The organism is Sphingomonas sp. GW822-FHT03G08 (genome assembly GCF_058801135.1).
In genome coordinates, this window is record NZ_JBXAMZ010000001.1 from 1,915,253 (window position 1) to 1,940,602 (window position 25,350).

The window sequence follows — 25,350 nt, forward strand, 5'->3', positions numbered from 1 at the left end:
CCTCCTTTATAGAACGGGGCGGGCGGAGGAGGACCTCTTCAGGCAGCGGCGAGCTGCGGCTCAGGCTCGCCGCGGGCGCCGAGCTCACCGGTCTCGCGGGCCTTTCGGCCATAGACCAGCTCGAACAGCGGGGTGGCCATCACGGTGGTGACGATCGCCATCAGCACCAGCATCGAGAAGAGCGTCGGGCCGATGATGCCCTTCTGCAGGCCGATATTGATGATGATCAGCTCCATCAGGCCGCGCGAGTTCATCAGCGCGCCGATGCCGAGCGCGGTGCGATTGTCCTCGCCGGCGAGGCGGGCCGCGGCCCAGCAGGCGCCGAACTTGGCGAGGATCGACACCGCGAGCACGCCCAGCGCGATCAGCAGCAGCTCGACCGAGTTGACCATGTCCATCCGGGTGTTGAGGCCCGAATAGGTGAAGAACATCGGCAGCAGCAGGACGACCGCGATCGGCTCGACCTTGCGCTGCAGCTCGCGGACGAACAGGCCGCGCGGCATGCAGACGCCCATCAGGAAGCCGCCGAAGATCGCGTGGATGCCGATCGCATCCATGACGAAGGCGGAGAGGCAGAAGAGCATCATCGTGACCGCGAGCATGCCCGTGGTCATCTCGCCCTTTTCCTCGACGATGCGGCCGAGCGGAGCGAGCAGCTTGCGACCCCAGATCAGCATGAAGCCGGCGTAGAGGATCGCGCCGCCGATCGCGAGCACCGCCACGCCTGGGCCGGCGCCGAAGGTCGCCAGCACCAGCGCCAGCACGCACCAGGAGGCGGCATCGTCGAACGCGCCGGCCGTCAGCGAAAGCGTGCCGAGCGACGAGTTGGCCAGGCCGTTCTCGTTGATGATGCGGGCGAGCATCGGGAAGGCGGTGAGCGCGATGCAGGCGCCCATGAACAGCGTGGCGTTCGACTGGCTGATGCCCGGCGTGAACAGGCCCGGCACGGTGAGCAGGAACGGCGTGATCAGCGCGGCGAGCAGGAACGGCGCGGCGATGCCGGCGGCCGAGACGCCCGCGGCGCTCTTCGCCTTGGACTTGAAATGATCGAGCCGCAGGGTGAGGCCGACCATGAACATGTAGAGGCCGACGCCGAGCTGCGCGCCGGTGTAGAGCACGTTGCGCGTCTCCTTGGGGAAGATCGCGAGCTGGAGATCGGGGAAGAACAGGCCGAACAGCGACGGGCCGAGCACCACGCCGGCGATCATCTCGCCGACGACCTGGGGCTGTTTGAGGAACTTCTGGCCGAGCCAGCCGACGACGCGGCAGGCGAGGATGATGATCGCGAGCTGCAGGAAGAAATGGATGCTGTAGTCGCCGGGCGCATAGCTCTTCGCGACGTTCACCGCGGGGCCGTGCGGACTGAGCACATCGGTCAACGCATGCCAGGCACTATTCAACAGATCGAGCATTCTACCTTCCCCCACTCATCCTCTCGCGTGGCACTTGTGCGCCTGTCGCTTGGCAGGAAGGAGCGCGCGGCAATGGCTGCACGCAACTGCAAAGTTCGCCACCCCCCTGATTTTTCCGGCGGCCGGGATGTTTCTGTTGCATGTCGTCCACACAGTAGTAACGTACCTACATGACAACGCGGACAATATAGGTACATAGGCACCAAATGAAGGTCATCACCAGCCGCGAATTCAACCAGGACGTGAGCGCCGCCAAGCGACTCGCGCGCGGCGAGCCGGTGTTCGTCACCGATCGCGGGCGGCCGACCCATGTACTGATGAGCATCGACCAGTTCCGTGCATTGAGCGGGCAGCGCGAGAGCATCGTCGACCTGCTCGCCCTGCCCGCCGGCGGCCTCGATGCCGAGCTGGCGCCGCCGGGGCGCTGGTGATGTTCCTGCTCGACACGCCCATCGTCTATGAACTGCGCAAGGCGCGCGCCGGCACCGCCGAGGCGGGGCTGACCGCCTGGGCTTCGGGGGTCGCGCGCGAGCGGTTGTTCCTCTCCGCGATCAGCCTGGTCGAGCTGGAGACCAGCGCCGCCGAGACCGCGCGGCGCGACAAGACGGCCGGCGCGATGCTGCGCGGCTGGATCGACGAGCAGCTGCTCCCGGCGTTCGAGGGGCATGTGCTGCCGCTCGACGCGGCGGTGGCGCGGCGGCGCGGGCAGCTTGCCCTAGGCGACACCCGCGATGCGCTGTTCGCCGCGACGGCGCTGGAGCATGGACTGACCCTGGTGACCCGCAACACCGCGGCCTTCAAGGGCATGCGCGTGAAGCTGTTCGACCCGCGCGGCTATACGCCCGATGCGGCCGAGGAGGAGGGCGATTGGCGCGACGCCGCACGAACTGGTCCGCTTTGGCTCAAGAACTTGTTCGTCCGTGCGTGATGTGCGTTACGAAGAGGCCCGTATTGCCGCCTTCACTTGTGGTTAGACAATTTACGGCAACAGTCGCCCAATGGTACCTAAACTCAAGCCGATCTTTCATGCCCTCGCCCCCTTGCTGCGCGGCGAGAAGCAGCGCCAGGCGTCGGTCGACAAGCTCGGTCTGACCGGCAAGTCGGCGTCGCCGGAGCTGAAGGCGATCGTCGAGGAAGTCGCCCAGCTGTTCGGATCGAACATGGGCATCGCGACGCTGATCGACCGGCAGACCCAGCATATCCTGGCCTGCCATGGCGGCGAGCTGAGCTCGACGCCGCGCGACATCTCGTTCTGCGGCCACACCATCGCCAATCCGCACGACGTGATGTGCGTGTTCGACGCCGCGCATGATCCGCGCTTCGCGGGCAATCCGCTGGTGCTCGGCTCGCCGCATATCCGCTTCTATGTCGGCGTGCCGCTGCTCACCCCCGAGGGTGAGGCACTGGGCGCCTTGTGCGCGATCGACCAGCATCCGCGCGCCAAGCTGCTGCCCGAGCAGAGCAAGCGCCTGCGTGAGCTGGGTGAACGCGCGGCGGAACTGCTGGCCGCGGCCTGACGGCCGCCTTTCAGGAAACCCGATTGGCGAAGCTGTTGTTGCGCAGCACGTCGGCGACGCGCTGGACCAGCTCCTCGGGTTCGAACGGCTTGACCAGATAGTCATTGGCCCCCGCCCCCATCGCCGCGTCGATCTCCGCCTCGCTGCCCTTGGCGGACAGCATCAGGATCGGCGTGAGATAGAGCGCCGGCAGCCGGCGCAGCGCCTTGAGGATATCGGTGCCCTGCATGCCCGGCAGCGATTGATCGAGGATCACCAGGTCGGGCTTCTTGAACGCGATGGTGTCGAACGCCAGCGTGCCGTGGTTGATCACCCCGACGATATGGCCGGCCGCGCTCAGCACCTGCTGCACCACGGCACCGACCAGTTCGTCATCCTCGACATAGATGATGCGCGCCATGGCTCAGGCCTTGGCCAGCATTTCCTCGACCCGGAAGACCAGCTCGTCCGGATCGAAGGGCTTCTTCAGATACTCGTTCGCGCCGGCGAACCGCGCGAGCTCCTCGTCGCGGTCGCTGCGGCGGCCGGTGAGCATCATCACGGGCAGATCGGCGAAATCGGGCATCTTGCGCAACTCCTGCACCAGGAGAACGCCCGAGATCTCCGGCATGTTGCAATCGAGGATGACCAGATCGGGCCGGCGCGCCTTGATGACGCGCAGCGCCTCGGCCCCGTCCTTGACCAGCCCGGCGCCATGCCCGGCCGCGATCAGCGCATCGCGGGCGATCTCGCCCACGATCTCGTCGTCGTCCGCTATGATGATCCGTGCCATCTGACTCTCGTTCGATCCTAATCTATTTTATAACGCACGGAGACCGCATGGTTTCGCTTCCGTGCTAAAATTCTGTGGCCATTCTGTCTTTCCGGCGTTTTGCAGCAAGGGGCCGAACACCCCGTTAACCCTTTTTATTTAGGGGCCGAGTCCATGGCAGAGATACTGACGCGCCGGTCGCAATGGATCCTTGTCGCAGCCCTGGTGCTGCTGGCCTGCTCGGCCGCATCGGGCATCTGGCTGGTCAGCCAGAAGCAGAATGCCGACAAATGGGTGCGCCACACCTTCCAGGTTTCCGACCGGCTATCGCATGTCCGCATCCTGACGCTGCGCGCCGAGGTCTATCGCCGCGGCTATCTGCTCACCGGGGATCCCGAGGCACGCAAGAATATCGACGGCGTCCGCAAGGAGCTGCCCGGCGAATTGTCGGGCCTGGAGGACATGACCGACGACAATCCGCGCCAGCGCGAGCGCGTCGCCTATCTCGCCGCGCTGATCCGCCAGCGCATGGTCGAGACCGAACAGACGCTGGCGATGCGCGGCGCCAATCGCGCCGCCGAGGCGACCGCGATCCTGGCGAGCGACGCCAATCGCCACGAGACCGCCCGAATGCTGGCGCTGATCGGCGATATCCGCGGCGAGGAGGAGAAGCTGCTCCAGACGCGGCTGGCGCGCGCCAGCGGCTATGAAGGGCCGATCCAGCTCGCCGGCCTGGCCAGCGGCATGCTGGTGCTGCTGCTCGCCTATCTGATCGCGCGCGAGCGGCGCGAGCGGATGACGATCCTGCGCGACGCCAACCGCCGGCTGCACGAAGACATCTCGCGACGCGAAGTGGTTGAGGCCGAGCTGGCTCTGCTCGCGATGAACGCCACCGACGCGGTGCTGCGCTTCGACCTGAACGGCGTGTGCATCTATGCCTCGCCCTCCACCGAGCCGGTGCTCGGGGTCGAGCCGGCGCATGTCCTGGGCCGCTCGATCGGCTTCGGCGTGTCCAGCGAGCATCGCGCCGAGATGTTCGAGTTCCAGCACCTGCTGACCACCGGCGAAGTGGAGCGCGGGGTGATCACCTATCGCACCCATCTGCTCGACCCCAATGCGTCGGAACAATGGATCGAGGCGCATTGTGGGCTGGTCCGCGATCCCGCCACCGGCGCGCCTTCGGAGATCATCGCGTCGTTGCGCGACGTCACCCGGCGCAAGCAGCTCGAGCACGAACTGGAGGCGGCGCGCGAGCGGGCGGAGCTGGCGGTGCAGGCCAAGTCGAGCTTCCTGGCGAACATGAGCCACGAGATCCGCACCCCGATGAACGGCGTGCTGGGCTTTGCCGACCTGCTGCTCGCCAGCGAACTGCCGCCCGAGCAGCACCGCCACGCCCAGCTGATCGTCGATTCGAGCCGGGCGATGATGCGGCTGCTCAACGACATTCTGGACCTGTCCAAGATCGAGGCCGGGCAGATGCAGGTGAATGCCGAGCGCGTCGATCTGCGCCACGCGCTGCGGGGCTGCCTCAAGCTGATCGAACCGGCCGCCGCGACCAAGGGACTGGCGCTCGACTTCATCGTCAACCCGACGCTGCCGCGCTTCGTGATGGTCGACGGGCTGCGGCTGCGCCAGATCGCGCTCAACCTGCTGGGCAACGCCGTGAAGTTCACCGGCGAAGGCAGGATCACGCTGAGCGCGCGGCAGGCCGCGAGCGACGGCGGCACGCCGCGCATCGACATTGCCGTGACCGATACCGGCATCGGCATCCCGCCCGATCGCCATGCCGCGATCTTCGAACAGTTCGTCCAGGCCGAGCAATCGACCGCGCGCCGCTATGGCGGCACGGGGCTGGGGCTGGCGATCAGCAGCCGGCTGGCGTCGCTGATGGGCGGCGAGCTGGGCCTGCGCAGCGCCGAGGGCCAGGGCAGCGTGTTCACCCTGTGCCTGCCGCTTGTCGCCGCGGAGGCGGTGGATGCGGACGGCGCGGGGCCGCGCAGCCCCGAGCGCGCCACCCGCGCGCTGCAGGTGCTGGTGGCCGAGGATCACGACGTCAACCAGCTGCTGATGCAGGAAATGCTCGGTCGACTCGGCCACCGGGTGACGATCGTCGGCGACGGCGCACATGCGCTGGAGGCGGCGACTGCGGCGGACCTGCAAGGCACGCCCTTCGACCTGGTGCTGATGGACATGCAGATGCCGGTGCTCGACGGCATCTCCGCCGCCCGTGCGATCCGCGGCGCAGGCATCTCGGCACAGAAGCTGCCGATCCTGGCGCTGACCGCCAATGCCTATGCCGACGACGTTACAGCCTGTCTGGAGGCGGGGATGCAGGCGCATCTCGCCAAGCCGATCCAGCTGGCCGAATTGGCCGCGGCGATCGATCGCTGGGCGGTGCCAGCTGCTGCCGCGCCGGAGCCGATCGCACCGGCGATGGAGCCGATTCCCGCACCGCCTCCGGAGGATAAGGCACCAGCGATGAAGCTGTCGCCCGCGCTCTGGGCAAAGTTCGCCGAGCGCAAGGCCGAACTGCTGGTGGCGACCGAAGCGTTCGTGGGTGGCGAACAGGGCGATACGGATACCGAGGCGCTGGGCGAGCTGCTCCACAAGTTCGCCGGTTCGGCAGGGCTGTTCGGCCAGGCGGAACTGGGGAGCAAGGCTTCGGCGCTGGAGGATGCGCTGGAGGTAGCCGCGGCCGGCGAGCGGAAGGCGCTGGTCGAGGGGTTTTTGGCGGAGTTGCGGGGCTAGGCCATATCGAGATTCAGCCCCTCAGCCGCCTCCAAATGTCGATCATCCTACCCCGCCAGCGTCTCGCGCTTGATGCGCTTGGCGAGGCTCCATTTGTGGACTTCGGTGGGGCCGTCATAGATGCGGAAGGCGCGGATTTCGCGGAAGACCTGCTCGACGATCGTGTCACCCGAGACGCCGGTGCCGCCCATCACCTGGACGCAGCGATCGGCCACGCCGAACAGCAGGTCCGACACCGCGACCTTGGCCATCGAGCTCTCCGCAATGCCAGCAACGCCGCTGTCGAGCACCCCGGCGCACCAGTCGATCATCAGCCAGGCCTGTTGCAGCGCGATCCGGTTGTCGGCGAGCATGAAGCCGACGCCTTCGTGATCGATCAGCGGCTTGCCGAAGGCGTGGCGCTTCACGGCGTATTGGCAGGCGATCTCGTGCGCGCGAGTGGCGGCGCCGAGCCAGCGCATGCAATGGGTGAGCCGCGCGGGCGCGAGGCGGATCTGGGCATAGTCGAAGCCCTTGTGGGGTTCGCCGAGGATCTGATCGGCGGGGACGCGCAGCCCGTCGATCGCCACGATCGAATGGCCGCCGGGCATCGAGCTGTCGATCGTGTCGAGCACCCGCTCGATACGCACCGCCGGATCGGGCAGGTCGATCAGGAACAGCGTCGCCCCCTCCCCGGTCTTCGCCATGACGATCCCGACCTTGGCGCCCTGCACCCCGGTGATGAACGCCTTGCGGCCGTCGATCACCCAGTGGTTGCCGTCCTGGCGGGCAACAGTCTGCATCATCGAGGGATCGGAGCCGGCGCCGCCATCGGTGGCGGGCTCGGTCATGAAGAAGGCCGAGCGGGCGGTGCCGGCGACCAGCGGATCGAGGAAACGTTGCTTCTGCTCGGGCGTGGCGACGCGGCCGAGCAGGAACATGTTGCCCTCGTCGGGCGCGGCGACGTTGAGCGCTACCGGGCCGAGCGGCGAGAGGCCGGCGGCGCGCAGGACATGCGCGGTCTCGCGGTGGGTGAGATGGGTGCCGTTCGCAATATGCGGGGTGAGCAGGCCGGCGGCGCGAGCCCGGTCGCGGAGTTCGGTGACCAGGGCTTCGGACGGGCCGTGCGGGGTGCAGCGTGGGTCGCGCTCATAGGGGGCGATGGTTTCGCGGACAAAGGCTTCGACCCGGGCGGCGAGTTCGGTGGGATTCATCGCTGCTTCTCTCATCCTGTCATCGTCATCCCCGCGCAGGCGGGAATCCAGAGCCACGAGCAAAGGCGTAGCCGATAGGGCCAGCTTCCACGCCGGCCCATGCCCAATTGCACGGGCTGCCTTCCGTTACCCTGGATCCCCGCCTGCGCGGGGATGACGGATTCGGGTTTGTCGGTGCCGGGCTCAGAAATAGCCCGGCTCTTCCCACCAGGGGAAATAATCGGGCATGCCGCTCGATACGTGGTCCGGGAACGTCGCCGCACGCTTCTCGAGGAACGCCATCACGCCTTCGCGGGCATCCCCGCTTCGGCCACGGGCCAGTACCCCGCGGCTGTCGATGCGGTGCGCCTCCATCGGATGCGCCATGCCGAGCCCGCGCCACAGCATCTGGCGGGTGAGCGCGACCGAGACCGGGGCGGCATTGTCGATGATCTCGCGCGCCAGCGCGCGGGCGGCGGGAAGCAGGTCGTCCGGCGCATGCACCGAGCGGACCAACCGCCCGGCCAGCGCTTCCTCCGCCCCCAGCAACCGCCCGCTCATGCACCATTCGAGCGCGCGATCGATCCCCACGATGCGCGGCAGGAACCACATCGACGCGCCTTCGGGGACGATCCCCCGTCGCGCGAACACGAAGCCGAAGCGCGCGGTGTCGCTGGCGAGACGGATGTCCATCGGCAGCAGCATCGTAGCGCCAATACCGACCGCCGGGCCGTTGACCGCGGCGATCACCGGCTTGAGGCTCTCGAAGATGCGCAGCGTAAGCCGGCCGCCATAGTCGCGGGCATGCGGGCTGGCATAGTCGATCGAGCCGTCGGCGCGGATCGGGGAGTCGGGGCCGCCGGCGGCGTCGAACACCTTGGCGCCCATTTCCAGATCGGCGCCGGCGCAAAAGGCTCTCCCCTCGCCGGTAACGATCACCACGCCGACTTCGTCATCCGCATCGGCGCGGTCGAACGCGTCGATCATCTCCTCCATCATCCGGATCGAATAGGCGTTGAGCTTGTCGGGCCGGTTGAGCGTAAGCGTTGCGATGCCCTCGGCGACTTCATAGCGGATCTGCGCATACTCCATCACTTGCGCACCGAGATCGTCTGGGCGTTGGTATATTCGAGCAGCCCTTCGGTGCCGTTCTCCACACCGATCCCCGATTGCTTGTGCCCGCCGAACGGCGCCCAGGGGGTGACGTGCTGCGCCTCGTTGATCCAGACGGTGCCGGTATCGAGCCGCTCGGCGATGGCGAGCGCGGCATCGGTGTCGGCCGACCAGACCGAGCCGGCCAGACCATAATCGCTGTTGTTGGCACGGGCGATCACGTCCTCGACATCGTCGAAGCGGATCAGCGGCAGGACCGGGCCGAAAGCTTCCTCGGCGACGACGCGGCTGTCTTCGGGCGGGTTGTCGACCAGGGTAACGGGAATGAAATAGCCCTTCCCTTCCGGCACTTCGCCGCCAGCGAGGAAGGTCAGGCCCTCAGCCTGCGCATCGGCGATCAGCGCCTTCACCCGCTCATATTGGGCGCGGTTCTGGACCGGGCCGAGATCGGTGCCCTGTTCGAGGCCGTTGCCGGTCCTCACCCGGTTGGCGATCGCGGTCAGCTCGGCGGCGAGCGCGTCATAGGCGCTGTCGTGGATATAGAGCCGCTTGGTCGCGATGCAGACCTGGCCGTTATTGCCGAAGGCCGACCAGAAGAGTGGCTCGGCGACCTTGGCGACATCGACATCGCCGAGCACGATCGCCGCGTCGTTGCCGCCCAGCTCGAGCGTGACGCGCTTGAGATTGGCGGCGGCGCTGGCCATCACCCGCTTGCCGGTGGCGGTGGAGCCGGTGAAGCTGATCTTGTCGATGCCGGGATGCGCGGTCATCCAGGGCCCAAGCTGATCGCCGCCGCTGACCACGTTGAACACGCCGGCCGGCAGATGCGGGCGCATCAGCTCGCCGAGCTTGAGCATGGTCAGCGGGGTGAAGGGCGAAGGCTTGATGACCAGCGTATTGCCGGTGAGCAGCGCGCCGGCGATCTTCCACACGCCGAGCAGCATCGGGAAATTCCACGGCACGATCCCGCCGACCACCCCGATCGGCACGCGGCGGGTCTCGGAGCGACGATCGGGCGTGTCCTCGTTTACCAGCACCGGGATTTCCTGCTTGGCGACGCTGGCGGCCCAGAAGGCAGCGCCCATCAGTTCCTCGGTCGCCTTGCCGACCGGACGGCCCTGTTCCTGGGTGAACAGCCGGGCAAATTGATCGAGATTCGTGGAAATCACTTCGGCGATCTTGGCGACCGCGGCACGACGCTGCTCGATCGGAGTCGCGCGCCAGCCGGGAAAGGCGGCGCGGGCAGCGGCGATGGCGGCGTCGAGCTCGGCCGCGCTGCAATCCGGAGCTTCCGCTACGGTTTCCTCGGTTGCGGGATTGAGCACCGGGATCGTCGCGGCGCCGGGCACGGGCTGGCCGCCGATCGTCATGGTGAAATCGCGGTCGAACGCGGTCATTTCCCTCTCCTCCAGACTCTGTTTGGCGCGAGCATAGAACAGCATATTCCGCCCTGCCACTATTTACTTAGTCAGGTGATTAAGTCCGTTGATCGCATTAGCCGAGGCTGGTACCGCTGATTCGAAAATGGACAGGAGCAGGATGATGGCAGCACCTACCGCCTATATTGTCGAAGCCGTTCGCACGGCGGGAGGGCGGCGCGGCGGCCGGCTTGCCGGATGGCACCCGGCCGACATGGCGGGCGAAGTTCTCAACGCCGTCGCCGATCGCAGCGGGATCGATCCGGCGGCGATCGAGGACGTGATCATGGGCTGCGTCAGCCAGGGCGGCGAGCAGGGCTTTCAGGTCGGCCGCAATGCCGTGCTCGCCTCGCGCCTGCCGGAGAGCGTGCCGGCGGTGACGATCGACCGCCAGTGCGGCAGCTCGCAACAGGCGATCCAGTTCGCGGCGCAGGCGGTGCTATCGGGCACGCAGGACGTGGTGATCGCGGCCGGCGTGGAGAGCATGACCCGCGTGCCGATGGGATCGACCGGCATGTTGTTCGCCCAGGCCGGGCTTGGCGGCCCCAAGTCGCCACGCCAGGAAGCGCGCTATCCGGGCGTGCAGTTCAGCCAGTTCATGGGCGCCGAGATGATGGCACGGAAGCACGGCTTCACCCGCGAGTTGCTCGACGCCTATGCGCTGGAGAGCCATCGCCGCGCGGCGGCGGCAACCGAGCGCGGCGACTTCGATGCCGAGATCGTGCCGCTCGAAGTCGAGACGCCCGAGGGGGCGGCGCTCCATACCCGCGACGAGGGCATCCGCTATGACGCGACCGCCGAGAGCATCGGCTCGGTCAAGCTGCTCGCCGAAGGCGGGATGATCAGCGCGGCCAATGCCAGCCAGATCTGCGACGGCGCCAGCGCGGTGCTGATCGTGTCCGAAGCGGCGCTCAAGGCGCATGGTCTGACGCCGCTGGCACGCATCCACAACCTCACCGTCACCGGCGGCGATCCCGTCATCATGCTCGAGGAACCGCTGTTCGCGGCCGACCGGGCACTCAAGCGCGCCGGAATGTCGATCGACGAGATCGACCTGTACGAAGTCAATGAGGCGTTCGCACCGGTGCCGCTCGCCTGGCTCAAGCATGTCGGCGGCGATCCGGCGAAGCTCAACGTCAATGGCGGCGCGATTGCGCTGGGGCATCCGCTCGGCGCCTCGGGCACCAAGCTGATGGCGACTTTGGTGCACGCGCTCCACAAGCGGGGCTTGCGCTACGGTCTGCAGACGATGTGCGAGGGCGGCGGCCTGGCGAACGTCACGATCGTCGAGCGGCTTTGAGATCATAGGAGGGGATGGATGAAGCTGGATAACACTATTGCCGCGGTGGTGACCGGCGGCGCTTCGGGGCTGGGAGCGGCAACCGCGCGGGCACTGGCCGCCAAGGGCGTGAAGGTCGCGATCTTCGACCTGCAGAAGGAAAAGGGCGAGGCCGTCGCCGCCGAGATCGGCGGGGTGTTCTGCGAAGTGAACGTGACGTCGGACGAGAGCGTCGATGCCGGCTTCGCCAAGGCACGCGCTGCGCATGGGCAGGAACGCGTGCTGGTCAATTGCGCGGGCACCGGCAACGCGGTGAAGACCGCGAGCCGCGCCAAGGAAGACGGATCGATCCGCCACTTCCCGCTCGAGGCGTTCAACTGGGTGATCCAGATCAACCTGGTCGGCACCTTCCGCTGCATCGCCAAGTCGGCAGCGGGGATGCTGGCGCTCGATCCGCAGGAAGACGGCGAGCGCGGCGCGATCGTCAACACCGCCAGCGTCGCCGCCGAGGACGGGCAGATCGGCCAGGCCGCCTATTCGGCGTCGAAGGGCGGCGTGGTCGGCATGACCCTGCCGATCGCGCGCGACCTGATGGGCGAAGGCATCCGGGTGAACACGATCCTGCCGGGCATCTTCGACACACCTTTGCTCGCCGCCGCGCCGCAGCCAGTGAAGGATGCGCTGGCGGCCTCGGTGCCCTTCCCCAAGCGGCTCGGGCGGCCGGACGAATATGCGAACCTTGCGCTGTGCATGATCGAGACGGGCTATTTCAACGGCGAGGATGTGCGGCTGGACGGCGGCATCCGTATGGCGCCGCGGTAACGCGCCTTCTTACCCCTCCCTGGAAGGGAGGGGCCAGGGGTGGGTCGCGGCCTGGCGATACTGTGACCCAAGGGACAACCGCGCCGCATCGCGTGCATCCACCCACCCCCACCCCTCCCTTCCAGGGAGGGGAGTTGAAAGGTCGCCATGCAGCCGTTGAAAGGCATCCGGATCGTCGAGATGGGCGGGATCGGCCCGGCGCCGTTCTGTGGGATGATGCTCGCCGATCACGGGGCGGAGGTGCTGTACGTCCACCGCCCCGGCCAGCCACCCAACCCGCGCGACCCGCTGCTGCGGGGGCGTACGGCGGTGGAAGTGGACCTCAAGTCGCCCGAGGGAATCGCGCAGGTCCGCGAACTGGCGGCAGGAGCCGACGGGCTGATCGAGGGATTCAGACCGGGGGTGATGGAGCGGCTGGGATTGGGCCCGGCCGAACTGCACGCCGCCAACCCCCGGCTTGTCTATGGCCGGATGACCGGCTGGGGACAGACCGGCCCGCTGGCCCAGGCGGCCGGGCACGACATCAATTATATCGCGCTGGCCGGCGCGCTCCACGCCTTTGGCCGGGCGGGCGAGAAGCCGACCCCGCCGGTGAACGCGGTGGGCGATTTCGGCGGCGGCGGCATGCTGCTTGCCTTTGCGATGAGCGCGGGGCTGCTCCAGGCGCGGATCAGCGGCCAGGGCAGCGTGATCGACTGCGCGATGACCGAGGGCGCGGCGCTGCTGATGAGCATGGTGTGGGGCTTCCGCTCCACCCTGGGCTGGCGCGACGGGCGCGGGGTCAACATCCTCGATACCGGAGCGCATTTCTACGACACCTATGAGACGGCGGACGGCAAGCATGTCGCGATCGGGGCGATCGAGCCGCAATTCTATACCCAGCTACGCGCGGTGACGGGGCTGGATGCCGACCCCGATTTCGATGCCCAGATGAACCCCGCCGCCTGGCCGGCGCTCAAGGACAAGCTGGCGGTGCTGTTCCGGACCAAGACGCGCGACGAATGGTGCGCGCTGATGGAGGGGACCGACATCTGCTTCGCGCCGGTGCTGTCGATGGCAGAGGCGCCGGCACATCCGCACAATGTCGCGCGCGGCGCGTTCATCGAGCGGGAGGGCGTGGTGCAGCCGGCGCCAGCGCCACGCTTTTCAGCGCCTCAGCTCTCGACCAGCTCGACCACCTCGAAATCATAGCCTTCCCAGCCGCGCTGCTTCGCGGCATCGGCCAGCGCGGCTTTCTTGCCCGTCGCTTCCTTGAGCGACTTGGCGTGCCCCCAGAACACTTCGGTCTTGCCGCCGCCGAGATGCGCGACGATGCGCCAGTAATGGGTGAAGGACGCGTTGGTCGGCCCGATCGTCTTGACATAGCCATCGGCCATGGTCGCGGTGAGGATGCGCTTTTTCTTCGCCATGCGGATACCCACATAGCGCAGCGAAACGGAGATTTGCATGACCGACTATCGCAAGACCGATGAAGCCATCGCCGCGCTGACCCCGGAGCAGTTCCGCGTGACCCAGCAGAACGGCACCGAGCGCCCGGGCACCGGCCCGCTGCTCAACAACAAGGAAGCCGGCATCTATGTCGACATCGTCTCGGGCGAACCGCTGTTCGCGTCGTCCGACAAGTATGAATCCGGCTGCGGCTGGCCGAGCTTCACCAGGCCGATCGCCAATGTCACCGAGCTGCGCGACACGAGCCACGGCATGATCCGCACCGAGGTCCGCTCGGCGCATGGCGACAGCCATCTCGGCCATGTGTTCGAGGACGGCCCGCTCGATCGCGGCGGGCTGCGCTATTGCATCAATTCAGCCTCGCTACGCTTCGTCCCCAGGGCGGAGATGGAATCCCTCGGCTACGGCGCCTACCTCGACCAGGTCGAGGACGTCGCCTGAGCTGAGTTGGCACTGAACCCCAATTGCGATTGGGGATCGGCGCCAAGCCGTGGCGTAATTCACCACAGACTGCGCGATCCGCCGGTGCCTCCCCCAGCGCCGGCGGGTCGTTTCGCATGTGGCAAGGCCCTTGCGAACGTCCTGGCGTCGCATTTCAGGGGGATTCGAGTTGACCATCCATTCCGCCATTCCGATCGCACTTGGCGAACGCCGTATCCTGCAACCAGGGCGATTGCGCTGGCTGCGGGCAATCGCCTGGATGCTGGGCATGGCCGTGCTGATCGGGCTCTCGCTGCGCGTCGCGATGGTGCCGGTGCAGCAATTGCTGCCCAAGGGCGACCCGATGCTGGGTCTTGTCGCCAGCGGCGTGGCCTGCCTGTTGGCGCTGGGTATCTACACGCTGCTCGTACGGCTGGGCGAGGATCGCTGGCCGGGCGAGCTGGCGCTGAAGCCGGCGGCGGGGCAGCTCGCGATCGGCCTTGGGCTTGGTTCGGCGATGTTCGTGGCGGTGATGACGATCCTGATCGGCGCCGGCCTCTACAGCTTCGAGTGGCACGGCGTCGCGCCGGCATGGCGCGGGGCCGGGCTGGCGCTGCAATCGGCGGTGGTCGAGGAACTGCTGGTGCGCGGCGTGATCCTGCGCCTGTTGTGGCGCACGTTCGGGCCGGTGGTCGCCTTTGCCGCCTCGGCAGCGCTGTTCGGGCTGGGCCATGCGTTCAATCCCGGCGCGACCGTGATGAGTGTGGTGTGCATCGCGCTCGAGGCCGGGATCATGTTGGGCGCGCTGTACGCGCTGACCGGGCGGCTATGGATGTCGATCGGCGTGCATGGCGCGTGGAACTTCACCCAGGGCTATGTCTTCGGCGCAGCCGTGTCGGGCGGGAATTTCGGACCTTCACTGGCGCGCAGCATTGCACATACCGATGCCAACGTCTGGTTGAGCGGCGGCGGGTTTGGGCCCGAGGCTTCGCTGCCGGCACTGCTGGTGTGCACGGCGGTGGGACTGGTGGCGCTGTGGCCGGCGAAGCGGGCCGGGCGGTTTGGGCACAACACTGCCGCCTGACTTCCACCTTCGTCATTCCCGTACTACGTTAAGCGCTACATCGATTGTAGATTGAGGCCGAGACCCGGTGGCAGACACCATTGCCTGGCTAGAAGTCCATGAGAGCCTGTCTGGCTGGGCACAATTTCTTGGAGCAATGCTGGCACTGGTCGTGACTTACATAACTGCCTTCGCGCCTCATTGGCAAAGACGTCGCCAATTGAAGAATGCGGCGGCCCGCCTCCTATTGAATGGCTTCGAGGTTCTTGAAAGCTATCATCGAACGTCGGCGCACTTCTTGCCGACGGCCGTCTCGATACGTGCAGCAGGACTCAGCATGGTAACCGTCGCTAACGAAATTGATCGGTTTCCAATCTTTGAACTCTCGGATCAGGGGCCCAGATCGACGGCCCGTCACCTCGTTGCGGTCGGCGGCCAGCTCAAACTGATAAACTTGGTACTCGAGCCCATTGCAACAGACCTCGACGATCGCGACGGCACCTCAGAGGATCAAGAGATTATTCGCGAGCTCGTTGGCGGCCGGTTAGAACTCGTTGCAGCGATTATTTCAGGCAAGGATCTCAAACGGCCAGAATGGCCGAACTCGGCCTCAAACACACAGTAAGCTCTGCTCTTCGCGTAACGTTTATAGGAAGCTCAGGCAAACTACGGCTTAGCAAACGCCTTTGGCTACAACCCCCGCCCGATTACTTCCTTCATGATCTCGTTGGTCCCGCCGAAGATCCGCGAGACGCGGGCGTCGCGCCAGAGGCGGGCGATCGGGTATTCGTTCATATAACCGGCGCCGCCGTGGAGCTGCAGCGCGGCGTCGATGATCTGCCACTGGGTATCGGTGTGCCACAGCTTGGCGGCCGAGGCTTCCTCGGGGGTCAGCTCGTGGCGGAGATGGCGGGCGAGCGCCCAGTCGATATGGGCCCAGCCGATCTGCAGCTTCGCCGCGAGGTCGGCGAGGGTGAAGCGGGTGTTCTGGAAATCGAACACCGTCTTCCCGAACGCCTTGCGCTCCTTCACGAAACCGAGCGCCTCGTCGAAGGCGCGCTGGGCGCTGGCCTGGGCGCCGATCGCGATGGTCAGCCGCTCCTGCGGCAGATTGCGCATCAGATAGGCGAAGCCGCGGCCTTCCTGGCCGAGCATGTTGGTCGCCGGCACGCGGACATCCTCGAAGAACAGCTCGCTGGTGTCGGCGCCGTGCAGGCCGATCTTGTCGAGGTTGCGCCCGCGCGCGAAGCCCGCGCGATCGGCCTCGACCAGGAACAGGCTGGTGCCTTTGGCGCCAAGCTCCACGTTCGTCTTGGCAACGACGATCACGACATCGGCGGTCTGGCCGTTGGAGATATAGGTCTTGGTGCCGTTGATGACATAGTGATTGCCGTCGAGCCGCGCGGTGGTGCGGATCGCCTGCAGGTCCGATCCCGCGCCCGGCTCGGTCATCGCGATCGCCGCGACCTTCTCGCCCGAAACCATGCCGGGCAGCCATTCGCGCTTCTGCTCTTCCGAGCCATAGGCGATGAAATAATCGGCCAGCACGTCAGACTGGAGGGTGATGCCCGAGGGAACGCGCGCATAGGCATGCTCCTCCGTGACGATCGCGTTATAGGCGAAGTCGAGGCCCGGGCCGCCATATTCCTCGGGCACGGTCGGGCAGAGCAGGCCGGCGCTGCCCGCCTTGGTCCAGAAATCGCGATCGACGATGCCGGCCTCTTCCCAGCGATCGAGATGCGGGACACCCTCGGCAGCGAGGAAGCGGCGGACGCTTTCGCGAAACAGGGCCTGGCTTTCGTCCTGGCCGGTGCGGCGAGCGGTATCGAGCATCAGTTCACTCCCCTTTCGCGGCCGGCCCAGTATGGATCGCGCAGCGCCCGGCGCATGACCTTGCCCGAGGGCGTGCGCGGCAGGGCGGCGACGAAATCGACCGACTTGGGCACCTTGAACCCGCCGATCCGCTCACGGGCGTAGGCGAGGATAGAGGCATCATCGGGCTCGGCGCCGGGCTTTAGCACGACCACTGCCTTCACTTCCTCGCCCCATTTGTCGTGCGGGACGCCGATCACCGCGACTTCCTGGACGGCCGGATGGCCGAAGATCGCGCTCTCCACTTCGGCGGGATAGATGTTCTCGGCGCCCGAGCAGATCATGTCCTTGAAGCGGTCACAGATGTAGAGATAGCCGTCTTCGTCGAGATAGCCGGCGTCGCCGGTGCGCAACCAGCCCTGGCCATCGACCGTGTCCGCAGTGGTCTCGGGCAGGTTCCAATAGCCGACCATGTTGGCGACCGAGCGGGTCTCGACTTCGCCGACCTCGCGGACGGGGAGCGCGGTGCGCTGGGTCGGGTGGACGACCCGGATCTCGACGCCGGGCATCGGCAGGCCGGCGCTGCGCATCCGCTCGTTGCCGGCGGGATCATGGTCCTCGGGCGGAAGATAGACGATCGTCCCGCAGGTTTCGGTCATGCCATATTGCTGGGCGAAGCCGCAGCCGAACACTTCGGTCGCCTCGCGCAGCAGGTCGAGCGCGATCGGCGAGGCGCCGTAGAGAATGTAGCGCAGCCGGCTGAAATCCGCCTCGCGTACACCGGGCAGCATCAGCAGCATCTGGAGCGCGGTGGGCACGACGAACATCTTGGTGACGCCGCCCTGCGCAATCGCCTCCAGCACCGCGGCGGGGACGAACTCGCGGTGGACGATCGAAGTGGCGCCGTTGAAATAGCCGACGATCGCCCAGCCGACACCGCCGATATGGCCGAGCGGAAGGGCAACGAGATTGACGTCGCCTTCGAGCCACTCGTTCCACGGCATCGCCTGCGCCATGGAGTCGGTGCGGCCGCGCAGCAGGTTGCGGTGGCTGAGCATCACGCCCTTGGGCTCGCCGGTGGTCCCCGAAGTATAGAGCTGGAGCGCGACGTCATCGGCATCGACATCGTCGGGGATGGCCTGCTCGGGTGCGGCATCGCGCCAGGCGGCGAAGCTGCGGAAACCCTCGACCCCGTCCTCCATCGCGATCGTCTCGCGGATCGTGTCATTGGCGGCGCATTCAGCGGCGCGACCGATCTGGTCGGGGCCGGCGAAGAGCAGGCTGACCTGGGCATTGGCGAGGATCGTGCAGATTTCGGCGGTGGCGAGCCGCCACTGGATCGGCACCACCACCACACCGACGCGGGCGGCGCCGAACAGCAGCTCGAAGAACTCGTCGCTGCCCTTGCCGAGATAGGCGATGCGATCCCCTACCCGGCAGCCGGCGGCGCGCAACGCGCGGGCAACCCGGTCGCTGCGACGATCGAGCGTAGACCAGTCGGTATCGCGCCCTTCGAAGCAGGTGGCGATGGCATGTGGGCGATGCTTCGCATGATAGGCGGGGATGTCGCCCAGCCGGGGCATCGCCTCGAAATCGATCCAGCCCGACAAGGCTTCTGCAACCAGTGTATCGCCCATATGCCGCTCCTCTCCGAGCCGGTTCGAACCGCGGGGCGTTTTTGCCCTCGAGCATTGTTTAATCGCTTGATTAAGCGATTCGCAAGTCAGGCGTCGGTTTCGGGCTTCACCAGCACGCTGCGCATCAGCAGATCGGTGACGTGCACGGCATAGGCCTTGCGCAGATCGTCATCGATATCCTCCACCCCAAAGGCGTAGCGGAGCGAGTGGCGGCCGATGAAGAGATGGTCGCACATGCCGATAAGCGAGAAATAGAACAGCATCGGATCGATCTTGCGGAAGATGCCCTCGGCCTCGCCCTGCTCGAGGATCGCCTTTTGCGCGGCGGCGAGCGGCCGGCTGAACCGCTCGGAGATGAAACGCGCGGTCTCGCTGTCGGTCTCTACCGCAAGCGCGGCGACCAGGCGGTTCATATAGGGATAGCGATAATAGACCTTGATGATGCCGTGGACGTGGTGGCGCAGCTTCTGGCCGGCATCCATGTCGGCCTTCACCAGCCGCTCGAGATCGTCAAACGTGCCGCCGGCATCGCGCTCGAGCAGCGCCATGAACATGCCGAGCTTGCTGCCGAAATGATAGCGGATCAGCGCGGCATTGAGCCCCGATTTCTCCGCGATATCGGCGAAGGTGATATCGACCGTGTTGCGCTCGATCATCAACGCGCTGGTCGCGTTGAGCAGTTGATCCGCCGAACTTGCCTCCAGTCGCACGACCGGAGCCTTTGCCTTGCTTGCCATTTCCGTACCTTAACCGGCGCGACACCGCCGCGCCAACCTCCCGTTATTGTCAGTTGGGCCGCGCGAAGCCCAGGGCGACCGCGCGTTGCACCGTGCGCAATCGACCATTCTCGCCCAGCCGGCTGCTGGCGCGGCGCATGTGAAAGCGGATCGTCGGCACCGACAGGCCAAGGATCGTCCCGATCTCGCCGTCCGTCTTGCCCGCCGCGGCGAGCTTGAGGCACTGGACCTCGCGCCGGGTGAGCTTGTGCTGGACGATATCGGTCGAGGCGTCGGGCCCGGCATTGCAGGTGGCGATGAAGCGCAGCGCCAGCGGATGGAGCACCGAAGCCTCGCGCTCGAACAGCGCGTCGATGTCGAGACCGGGCGTGGTCGTCGCCCAGACCACCGCGCCGATCACGCCGGCGGGGAGGTGGACGGGCGCGACGATCGCGCTTTCCACCCGGTAGCTGCGCTGCATCGCCTCGCGCTCGATCTGCGGTTCGATCCGCAGCGGCCGCCAGCTGCGGATCCGGCCCTGGTCGTAATAGAAGGGCTCGGCGAGATGGCGCGCGACCGAGACGATCGCGTTGCGCAGCGCGAAATCGCCCTGGGCCCAATAGGCACCCGCATCATGGGTGAATTCGAACAGCGCGCTGACCGGCGTGCCGTCGGCCAGCTGCACCGGCCGGGCGCTGCTGATGTCGGCGCAGGCGGCGATCAGCGGCAGGCCCATGCGGCGGCCATGCTCGACGATCCGGCCGGCCAGTTCCCAGGGCATATTCTGCGCGTCAGAGGCCATGTTCTTCCCTATCACATACGATAGCTGCACAGCGCTTTCCCTAAAGCTAATTATTCAAACAAACAACAGCCGGAAATCGACCCCGAAAATCGAGGCGGATCGGCGATATGGAGGGGAAGAGGATATGGCGATCAAGGCAGGCTTGCTGATGGGATCCGCGCTCGGGCTGCTGCTCGCCGCACCCGCGCTGGCGCAGGAAGCTCCGGCACCCAAGGCGGAGGGCCCGCAAACCAGCAATGACGAGATCGTCGTCACCGCCCAGCGCCGCTCGGAATCGATCAACAAGGTGCCGCTGGCGGTGCAGGCGCTCTCCGCCGACACGCTGAAGGACCTGCAGATCACCGATGTCGAGTCGCTCGCCAGCTCGGTGCCCGGCCTCCAGGTTTCGCCGGCCTATTCGGGCGTGCCGATCTTCACGCTGCGCGGCATCGGCTTCAACACCACCAACATCACCGCCACCTCGACCGTGGGCATCTATCAGGACGAGCTGGCCTATCCCTATCCGTCGATGGCCGGCGGGCCGATCTACGACCTGGAGCGCGTCGAAGTGCTCAAGGGGCCGCAGGGCACGCTCTATGGCCGCAACACCACTGCCGGCCTGATCGACTTCATCACCGCCAAGCCGGGCAAGGATTTCGCCGCGGGCGGCACGATCGAGGCAGGCAACTACGAGACCTACAATGTCGAGGCCTATCTGAACCTGCCGCTCGGCGACAATGCCGCGCTGCGCGTATCGGGCCGCGACGAGAACAGCGACGAGGGCTGGCAGATCGACCAGAGCCGCGGCGAGAAGCTGGGCAAGGTCAAGCGCTGGGGCGCCCGCGCCTCGCTGAGCTTCCAGCCGTCGAGCAAGTTCGAAGGGCTCATCACCGTCTCGGGCTGGCGCGACCGTTCGGATACCCAGGCCGGCCAGGCGATCAGCCTGAACCTGACCAACCGGCTCTCCGCCGCCTCCCCCGCCGTGGGGCCGGGCGACTTCAACTCGGCGGCTTTGCTCGCCTATCTGCAGAACAACCAGCCGACCCGGGCGAGCGATGCCGGCTGGCAGCCCGCCGGTGCACGCGCGGCGACGGTGGGCCTCGCCACCGGCATGGGACCGCCCCGCGCCAAGTCCGACTTCGTCTCGGCCCAGATGCGGCTGACCTGGTCGCCCAACGACCAGCTCTCGGTGATCTCGCTGACCGGATACAACGACTTCACCCGCAAGGACGTGGTCGATTTCAGCGGCGCGCCGTGGGAAATCGTCTCGACGCAATATGATGCGCGGATCAAGTCGTTTTCGCAGGAGCTGCGCTTCGAGGGCAATGGCCCGGGCTTCCGCTGGACGGTGGGCGGCTATTACGCGCATGACGACCTGCGCGAGAACAGCCGCTTCCTGATCGGCGAGAACAGCTCGGTCGTTTACCTGCGTCTGGCCGCGCAGGGCATCCTAGCCAATCCGGTGACCAATGCGATCTTCAATCCCGGCGGCTATACGCCTGCACAGGTGGCGGTCGGCTTCCGCGAAGGCGCGGGCCGGGCGAGCGGCTATAACGAGACATATAGCGGCTTCGCGACGGCCGAATTCGACCTGGGCAGCGGTTTCAAGATCAATGCCGGCGCGCGGCTTGGCATCGACCATGGCGAGCTGGACGGCTGCTCGGTCGATTACAATGGCAATTACCTGCCGATCGTGAACACCGCCGGTCGTGCCGTGATCTTCCAGAGCTATGGCCTGCTCGCGCCGATGGTGCAGAAGGACGGCTGCACCACCTATGATCCCGCGACCAACACCGACAAGCTGGTCCATTCGGTGCTCGACGAGAGCAATTTCTCGGGCCGCTTCTCGCTCAACTACCAGGCGGCGCCGGGCACCCTGCTCTACGCTTCGGTGGCGCGCGGCGTGAAATCGGGTGTGGTGCCGATCGTGCCGGCCAATCGCGCGGTGCAGTTCACTCCCGCCCGTCAGGAAAAGCTGACCGCCTATGAAGCCGGCATCAAGACCGCGGTGGGCGGGCGGCTGGCGCAGGTGAATGTCAGCGGCTTCTATTACGACTATACCGACAAGCAGTTCAGCTCGTACGTGGCCGACCCGACCTTCGGCGCGCTGCAGCGGCTGGTGAATATCCCGAGCTCGCATGCCTGGGGCATCGACGGCGAGATCACGCTGCGGCCCTCGCCGGCCTTCACCTTCGCGTGGAACGCGACATACCTGAAGACCAAGATCGCCGACTATACCGGCGCCAACGCGGCAGGCATCCCGACCAACTACGACGGATCGGAATTCTCGTTCGCGCCGGAATTCTCGACCAGCGGCACCGCGACGCTCAACCTGCCGATCTCGTCGAGCCTGAACTTCCAGGCGACCGCCAACGCCACCTATCAGAGCGAGACCCACAGCGACTTCGGCGAGGACCCGCTGTTCCGGATCAAGGGCTATGCACTGGTCAATGGCAGCATCGGCATCGCCAGCGCCGACGGGAAATGGGGCCTTACGATCTGGGCCCGCAACCTGACCAACGAATATTACTGGACCTCGGTAGTGGACAACCAGAACCTCAACGTCCGCTATGCCGGCCGTCCGCGCACGTTCGGCGCCTCGCTGACCGCCGGTTTCTGATCCCGATGCGTGAGCAGGCCATCCCGCTTCCCCCCGGCCCCGCGCCCACCGCGGCGCCGGGGGGCAAGCGGATCCTGCCACGCATCGACTATTCCAATCCGCCAGGCGCGCCGGCGCTCTATCCGCCGGACTCGGTCGCCTGGGCAGTGTTCAAGAACCCCGTCGCTTTGTTCGTCGGCGGGATCGCGGCGGTGTTGCTCGAACTGGGCGAACCGCGGGTGCGTTCGGGCGTGTGGGAACATTCGATCTTCCCGACCGATCCGCTGACCCGGCTGCAGCGCACCGGCTATGTCACCCATGTCAGTGTCTATGCCCCCGCCAATGTCGCCACCAAGGTGATCACCGGGGTGACACGCATGCACGAACGCGTGCGTGGACAGACGCCGCGCGGTGAGACCTATCACGCCAATGATCCCGAGCTGCTCAACTGGGTGCAATGCACGGTAGGCTTCGGCTTCATGGAAGCCTATTCGGCCTATTGCCGGACGCTGACCCGCGAGGAGAAGGATCGGTCGTATGTCGAGGCCAAGCCCTCGGCCGACCTGTTCCTCGCGCATGGCGCGCCGCTGTCGGTTGCCGAGCAGCAGGCACAATTCGAAGCGATGCGGCGACGGCTGGAGCCGCACGCCATCATCGGCGATTTCCTAGACATCATGCTCGCTACCCGGGGCGTGCCGCTGCCGCTCCGTCCCTTCCAGGGAATGATGGTGCGCGCGGCGATCGCGTTGCTGCCGGACTGGGCACGCAAGACGCTGGAACTGGACGGCGAGGAATGGCGGCTGCGCGGCTGGGAACGCCGCACCGTCCGCACGCTCGGCGCGCTGTTCGAGCGGGTGCCGATCCCCGGCACCCCGCCGGTCGAGGCCTGCAAGCGGCTCGGCCTGCCCGCCAACTATCTCTATCGTCGCCGGAAAGCCTGATGCCCGAACGCTTCGAAGCCGATTACGTGATCGTGGGTGCCGGTTCGGCCGGCTGTGTGCTCGCCGACCGGTTGAGCGCCGATGGCCGGAACCGCGTGCTGCTGCTCGAGGCGGGTGGCGACGACCGGCCTTTGCGGGAACGCGGACAGTTCCTGTCGAACCTGATGATCCACGTCCCCGTGGGCTATGCGCAGACGCTGAAGGATCCCAAGGTCAACTGGCTCTACCGCACCGAGCCCGATGAAGGCACCGAGGGTCGCTGCCACATCTGGCCGCGCGGCAAGGTGCTGGGCGGCTCCTCCTCGATCAACGGGCTGCTGTATGTCCGTGGCCAGCGCGCCGATTATGACGGCTGGCGGCAGATGGGCTGCGAAGGCTGGAGCTGGGACGACATCGCCCCCTATTTCCGCCGCTCCGAGGACCAGCAGCATGGCGCCTGCGAAACGCATGGCGCCGGCGGACCGCTGAGCGTCACCGACCCCGCCGGATCGCATCCGGTGTCCGAAGCGGTGGTGCAGGCGTGCGAGGCACTTGGCTTGCCCCAGCGCGACATCAACGGGCCGGAGCAGGAAGGCGTCGCCTGGTACCAACTGACCGTGCGCAACGGGCGGCGCTGCTCGGCGGCCGTGGCCTATCTCCATCCAGCGATGCAGCGGCCGAACCTGCGTGTCGTCACCCATGCCCAGGCGACGCGCGTGGTGATCGAGACCGGCCGGGCCACCGGCGTCGAGTTCGTGCGCGGCGGCAAGCGGCTGGTCGCGCAGGCTGTGTGCGAAGTGATCCTGGCGGGCGGCGTGATCAACTCGCCGCAGCTGCTCCAGCTCTCGGGCATCGGGCCGGGCGAATTGCTGCGCGAACAGGGTATCGCGGTGGTGCGTGACCTGCCCGGTGTGGGCGAGAACCTCCAGGACCATCTGCTGATCTCGGCAAACTACCGGCTCAAGCCTGGCACCGTCTCGGTCAACGAACTCAGCCGGGGGCTGCGGCTTCTCGGCGAAGTCGCGCGCTATGCGGTGGCACGCAAGGGGCTGCTTACCCTTTCAGCCGCGCATATCGCCGCCTTTTGCCGCTCACGGCCCGATCTCGCCTCGCCGGACATCCAGTTCCACATCCTGCCCGCGACGGTGGACGGCGATGCGCTCGCCCGGCTGCAGAAGATGCAGCTGGAGAAGCTGCCGGGAATCAGCATCGCCGCCTGCCAGCTCCGCCCGGAGTCGCGCGGGACCGTGCGCATCCGCTCGGCCGACCCGCTGGCGCCGCCGCGGATCACACCCAATTACCTCAGCGATCCGCTCGACCAGGAAGTGATTGTCGCCGGCCTGCGCTGGGGGCGGCGGATCGCGGCGCAGAAGCCGCTGGCGGACTTCATCGACCACGAGCTTCAGCCGGGTGCCGAACTGCAGAGCGATGCCGATCTGCTGGCGCATGCGCGACGGGCGGGGACGACGCTCTACCACCCGGTCGGCACCTGCATGATGGGGCATGGCCCGCGCGCGGTGGTCGATCCCGAGTTGCGGGTGCACGGGATAAGTGGGCTGCGCGTGGTCGATGCCAGCATCATGCCCCGGATCGTCTCGGGGAATACCAATGCACCGACGATCGCAATCGCGGAGAAGGCCAGCGACATGATCCTGGCGACGGCTAAGGCGCGGGTGGCGGCTTAAAGCCTCGAGGCCCGCTCTCCACCAGCCGTCATCCCG

24 protein-coding genes are annotated in these 25,350 nt (G+C 66.7%); 13 read left to right on the forward strand and 11 right to left on the reverse strand.

Features of this window, described 5'->3' with window-relative positions; all coding sequences use genetic code 11:
• Positions 1-38: 38 nt before the first annotated feature.
• Entirely contained in the window at positions 39-1,412 is a 1,374-nt protein-coding gene (locus AC1RJ5_RS08755) for a cation:proton antiporter (RefSeq protein ID WP_493112791.1), read from the reverse strand.
• Between the two features lie 206 nt (positions 1,413-1,618).
• Between AC1RJ5_RS08755 and AC1RJ5_RS08760 the strand changes: the two genes are divergently transcribed.
• The 3 genes from AC1RJ5_RS08760 (at position 1,619) to AC1RJ5_RS08770 (ending at position 2,929) form a co-directional block, all read left to right on the forward strand.
• Entirely contained in the window at positions 1,619-1,843 is a 225-nt protein-coding gene (locus tag AC1RJ5_RS08760; protein ID WP_493112793.1) for a type II toxin-antitoxin system Phd/YefM family antitoxin, read from the forward strand.
• Positions 1,843-2,340 (forward strand): type II toxin-antitoxin system VapC family toxin, encoded by a 498-nt coding sequence (locus AC1RJ5_RS08765; protein WP_184170481.1) that lies wholly within the window; start codon positions 1,843-1,845, stop codon positions 2,338-2,340. Before AC1RJ5_RS08760 ends, AC1RJ5_RS08765 begins: the two co-directional genes overlap by 1 nt.
• A gap of 70 nt (positions 2,341-2,410) precedes the next feature.
• Positions 2,411-2,929 carry a GAF domain-containing protein gene (locus AC1RJ5_RS08770; protein WP_184170484.1) on the forward strand — a complete coding sequence of 173 codons (519 nt, stop codon included), beginning with the start codon at positions 2,411-2,413 and terminating at the stop codon, positions 2,927-2,929.
• Positions 2,930-2,939: 10 nt separating this feature from the next.
• Here the strand turns inward: AC1RJ5_RS08770 and AC1RJ5_RS08775 are convergent, their stop codons facing one another.
• Positions 2,940-3,329: a response regulator transcription factor gene (locus AC1RJ5_RS08775; RefSeq protein WP_184170487.1), complete on the reverse strand. Its 390-nt coding sequence runs from the start codon at positions 3,327-3,329 to the stop codon at positions 2,940-2,942.
• Positions 3,330-3,332: 3 nt separating this feature from the next.
• On the reverse strand, positions 3,333-3,701 hold the full coding sequence (locus AC1RJ5_RS08780; protein ID WP_184170490.1) for a response regulator: 369 nt from the start codon (positions 3,699-3,701) through the stop codon (positions 3,333-3,335).
• A gap of 153 nt (positions 3,702-3,854) precedes the next feature.
• Between AC1RJ5_RS08780 and AC1RJ5_RS08785 the strand changes: the two genes are divergently transcribed.
• Positions 3,855-6,428 (forward strand): ATP-binding protein, encoded by a 2,574-nt coding sequence (locus AC1RJ5_RS08785; RefSeq protein ID WP_493112797.1) that lies wholly within the window; start codon positions 3,855-3,857, stop codon positions 6,426-6,428.
• A gap of 47 nt (positions 6,429-6,475) precedes the next feature.
• Here the strand turns inward: AC1RJ5_RS08785 and AC1RJ5_RS08790 are convergent, their stop codons facing one another.
• From AC1RJ5_RS08790 to AC1RJ5_RS08800, 3 genes are all read right to left on the reverse strand, one after another.
• Complete coding sequence (locus AC1RJ5_RS08790; protein WP_493112799.1) at positions 6,476-7,621, reverse strand: acyl-CoA dehydrogenase family protein; 1,146 nt, start codon at positions 7,619-7,621, stop codon at positions 6,476-6,478.
• 183 nt (positions 7,622-7,804) lie between these two features.
• Complete coding sequence (locus tag AC1RJ5_RS08795; RefSeq protein ID WP_493112800.1) at positions 7,805-8,692, reverse strand: crotonase/enoyl-CoA hydratase family protein; 888 nt, start codon at positions 8,690-8,692, stop codon at positions 7,805-7,807.
• On the reverse strand, positions 8,692-10,110 hold the full coding sequence (locus tag AC1RJ5_RS08800) for an aldehyde dehydrogenase family protein (protein ID WP_493112802.1): 1,419 nt from the start codon (positions 10,108-10,110) through the stop codon (positions 8,692-8,694). Before AC1RJ5_RS08800 ends, AC1RJ5_RS08795 begins: the two co-directional genes overlap by 1 nt.
• 145 nt (positions 10,111-10,255) lie before the next feature.
• Here AC1RJ5_RS08800 and AC1RJ5_RS08805 point away from each other — a divergent pair, with 145 nt between their 5' ends.
• The 3 genes from AC1RJ5_RS08805 (at position 10,256) to AC1RJ5_RS08815 (ending at position 13,423) form a co-directional block, all read left to right on the forward strand.
• Positions 10,256-11,431 carry an acetyl-CoA C-acetyltransferase gene (locus tag AC1RJ5_RS08805; RefSeq protein ID WP_493112804.1) on the forward strand — a complete coding sequence of 392 codons (1,176 nt, stop codon included), beginning with the start codon at positions 10,256-10,258 and terminating at the stop codon, positions 11,429-11,431.
• Positions 11,432-11,449: 18 nt separating this feature from the next.
• Positions 11,450-12,232 carry an SDR family NAD(P)-dependent oxidoreductase gene (locus AC1RJ5_RS08810; RefSeq protein ID WP_493112806.1) on the forward strand — a complete coding sequence of 261 codons (783 nt, stop codon included), beginning with the start codon at positions 11,450-11,452 and terminating at the stop codon, positions 12,230-12,232.
• 147 nt (positions 12,233-12,379) lie between these two features.
• Positions 12,380-13,423 carry a CaiB/BaiF CoA transferase family protein gene (locus tag AC1RJ5_RS08815; RefSeq protein ID WP_493112808.1) on the forward strand — a complete coding sequence of 348 codons (1,044 nt, stop codon included), beginning with the start codon at positions 12,380-12,382 and terminating at the stop codon, positions 13,421-13,423.
• Here the strand turns inward: AC1RJ5_RS08815 and AC1RJ5_RS08820 are convergent.
• Positions 13,387-13,641, reverse strand: coding sequence for a hypothetical protein (locus AC1RJ5_RS08820; RefSeq protein ID WP_342250660.1), 255 nt, complete (start codon positions 13,639-13,641; stop codon positions 13,387-13,389). The genes AC1RJ5_RS08815 and AC1RJ5_RS08820 overlap by 37 nt on opposite strands.
• A 37-nt stretch (positions 13,642-13,678) precedes the next feature.
• Between AC1RJ5_RS08820 and msrB the strand changes: the two genes are divergently transcribed.
• The 3 genes from msrB (at position 13,679) to AC1RJ5_RS08835 (ending at position 15,789) form a co-directional block, all read left to right on the forward strand.
• Entirely contained in the window at positions 13,679-14,122 is a 444-nt protein-coding gene (gene msrB, locus AC1RJ5_RS08825; protein WP_269574219.1) for a peptide-methionine (R)-S-oxide reductase MsrB, read from the forward strand.
• A 169-nt stretch (positions 14,123-14,291) separates the two neighbouring features.
• On the forward strand, positions 14,292-15,185 hold the full coding sequence (locus AC1RJ5_RS08830) for a CPBP family intramembrane glutamic endopeptidase (protein ID WP_493112810.1): 894 nt from the start codon (positions 14,292-14,294) through the stop codon (positions 15,183-15,185).
• 67 nt (positions 15,186-15,252) lie between these two features.
• Positions 15,253-15,789 (forward strand): hypothetical protein, encoded by a 537-nt coding sequence (locus tag AC1RJ5_RS08835; RefSeq protein WP_342250649.1) that lies wholly within the window; start codon positions 15,253-15,255, stop codon positions 15,787-15,789.
• Positions 15,790-15,854: 65 nt separating this feature from the next.
• Here AC1RJ5_RS08835 and AC1RJ5_RS08840 read toward each other — a convergent pair whose 3' ends face one another.
• From AC1RJ5_RS08840 to AC1RJ5_RS08855, 4 genes are all read right to left on the reverse strand, one after another.
• Positions 15,855-16,997, reverse strand: a complete 1,143-nt coding sequence (locus tag AC1RJ5_RS08840; RefSeq protein ID WP_342250650.1) for an acyl-CoA dehydrogenase family protein — start codon at positions 16,995-16,997, stop codon at positions 15,855-15,857.
• The gene (locus AC1RJ5_RS08845; protein WP_493112813.1) at positions 16,997-18,613 is read right to left on the reverse strand and encodes a long-chain-fatty-acid--CoA ligase; all 1,617 of its coding nucleotides are present in this window, start codon (positions 18,611-18,613) and stop codon (positions 16,997-16,999) included. The genes AC1RJ5_RS08840 and AC1RJ5_RS08845 overlap by 1 nt, the downstream gene beginning before the upstream one ends.
• Positions 18,614-18,699: 86 nt before the next feature.
• Entirely contained in the window at positions 18,700-19,350 is a 651-nt protein-coding gene (locus tag AC1RJ5_RS08850; protein ID WP_184170525.1) for a TetR family transcriptional regulator, read from the reverse strand.
• A gap of 49 nt (positions 19,351-19,399) precedes the next feature.
• Positions 19,400-20,131 (reverse strand): helix-turn-helix transcriptional regulator, encoded by a 732-nt coding sequence (locus AC1RJ5_RS08855; RefSeq protein WP_269574214.1) that lies wholly within the window; start codon positions 20,129-20,131, stop codon positions 19,400-19,402.
• Between the two features lie 124 nt (positions 20,132-20,255).
• On the opposite strand from AC1RJ5_RS08855, the gene AC1RJ5_RS08860 reads away from it, so the two are divergent.
• From AC1RJ5_RS08860 to AC1RJ5_RS08870, 3 genes are read left to right on the forward strand one after another with little or no spacing between them, the layout of a single operon-like run.
• Positions 20,256-22,730, forward strand: a complete 2,475-nt coding sequence (locus AC1RJ5_RS08860) for a TonB-dependent receptor (protein WP_493112816.1) — start codon at positions 20,256-20,258, stop codon at positions 22,728-22,730.
• Positions 22,731-22,735: 5 nt separating this feature from the next.
• Positions 22,736-23,650, forward strand: a complete 915-nt coding sequence (locus AC1RJ5_RS08865; RefSeq protein WP_342250653.1) for an oxygenase MpaB family protein — start codon at positions 22,736-22,738, stop codon at positions 23,648-23,650.
• Positions 23,650-25,314, forward strand: a complete 1,665-nt coding sequence (locus tag AC1RJ5_RS08870; protein WP_493112818.1) for a GMC family oxidoreductase — start codon at positions 23,650-23,652, stop codon at positions 25,312-25,314. The genes AC1RJ5_RS08865 and AC1RJ5_RS08870 overlap by 1 nt, the downstream gene beginning before the upstream one ends.
• Positions 25,315-25,350 lie beyond the last annotated feature (36 nt).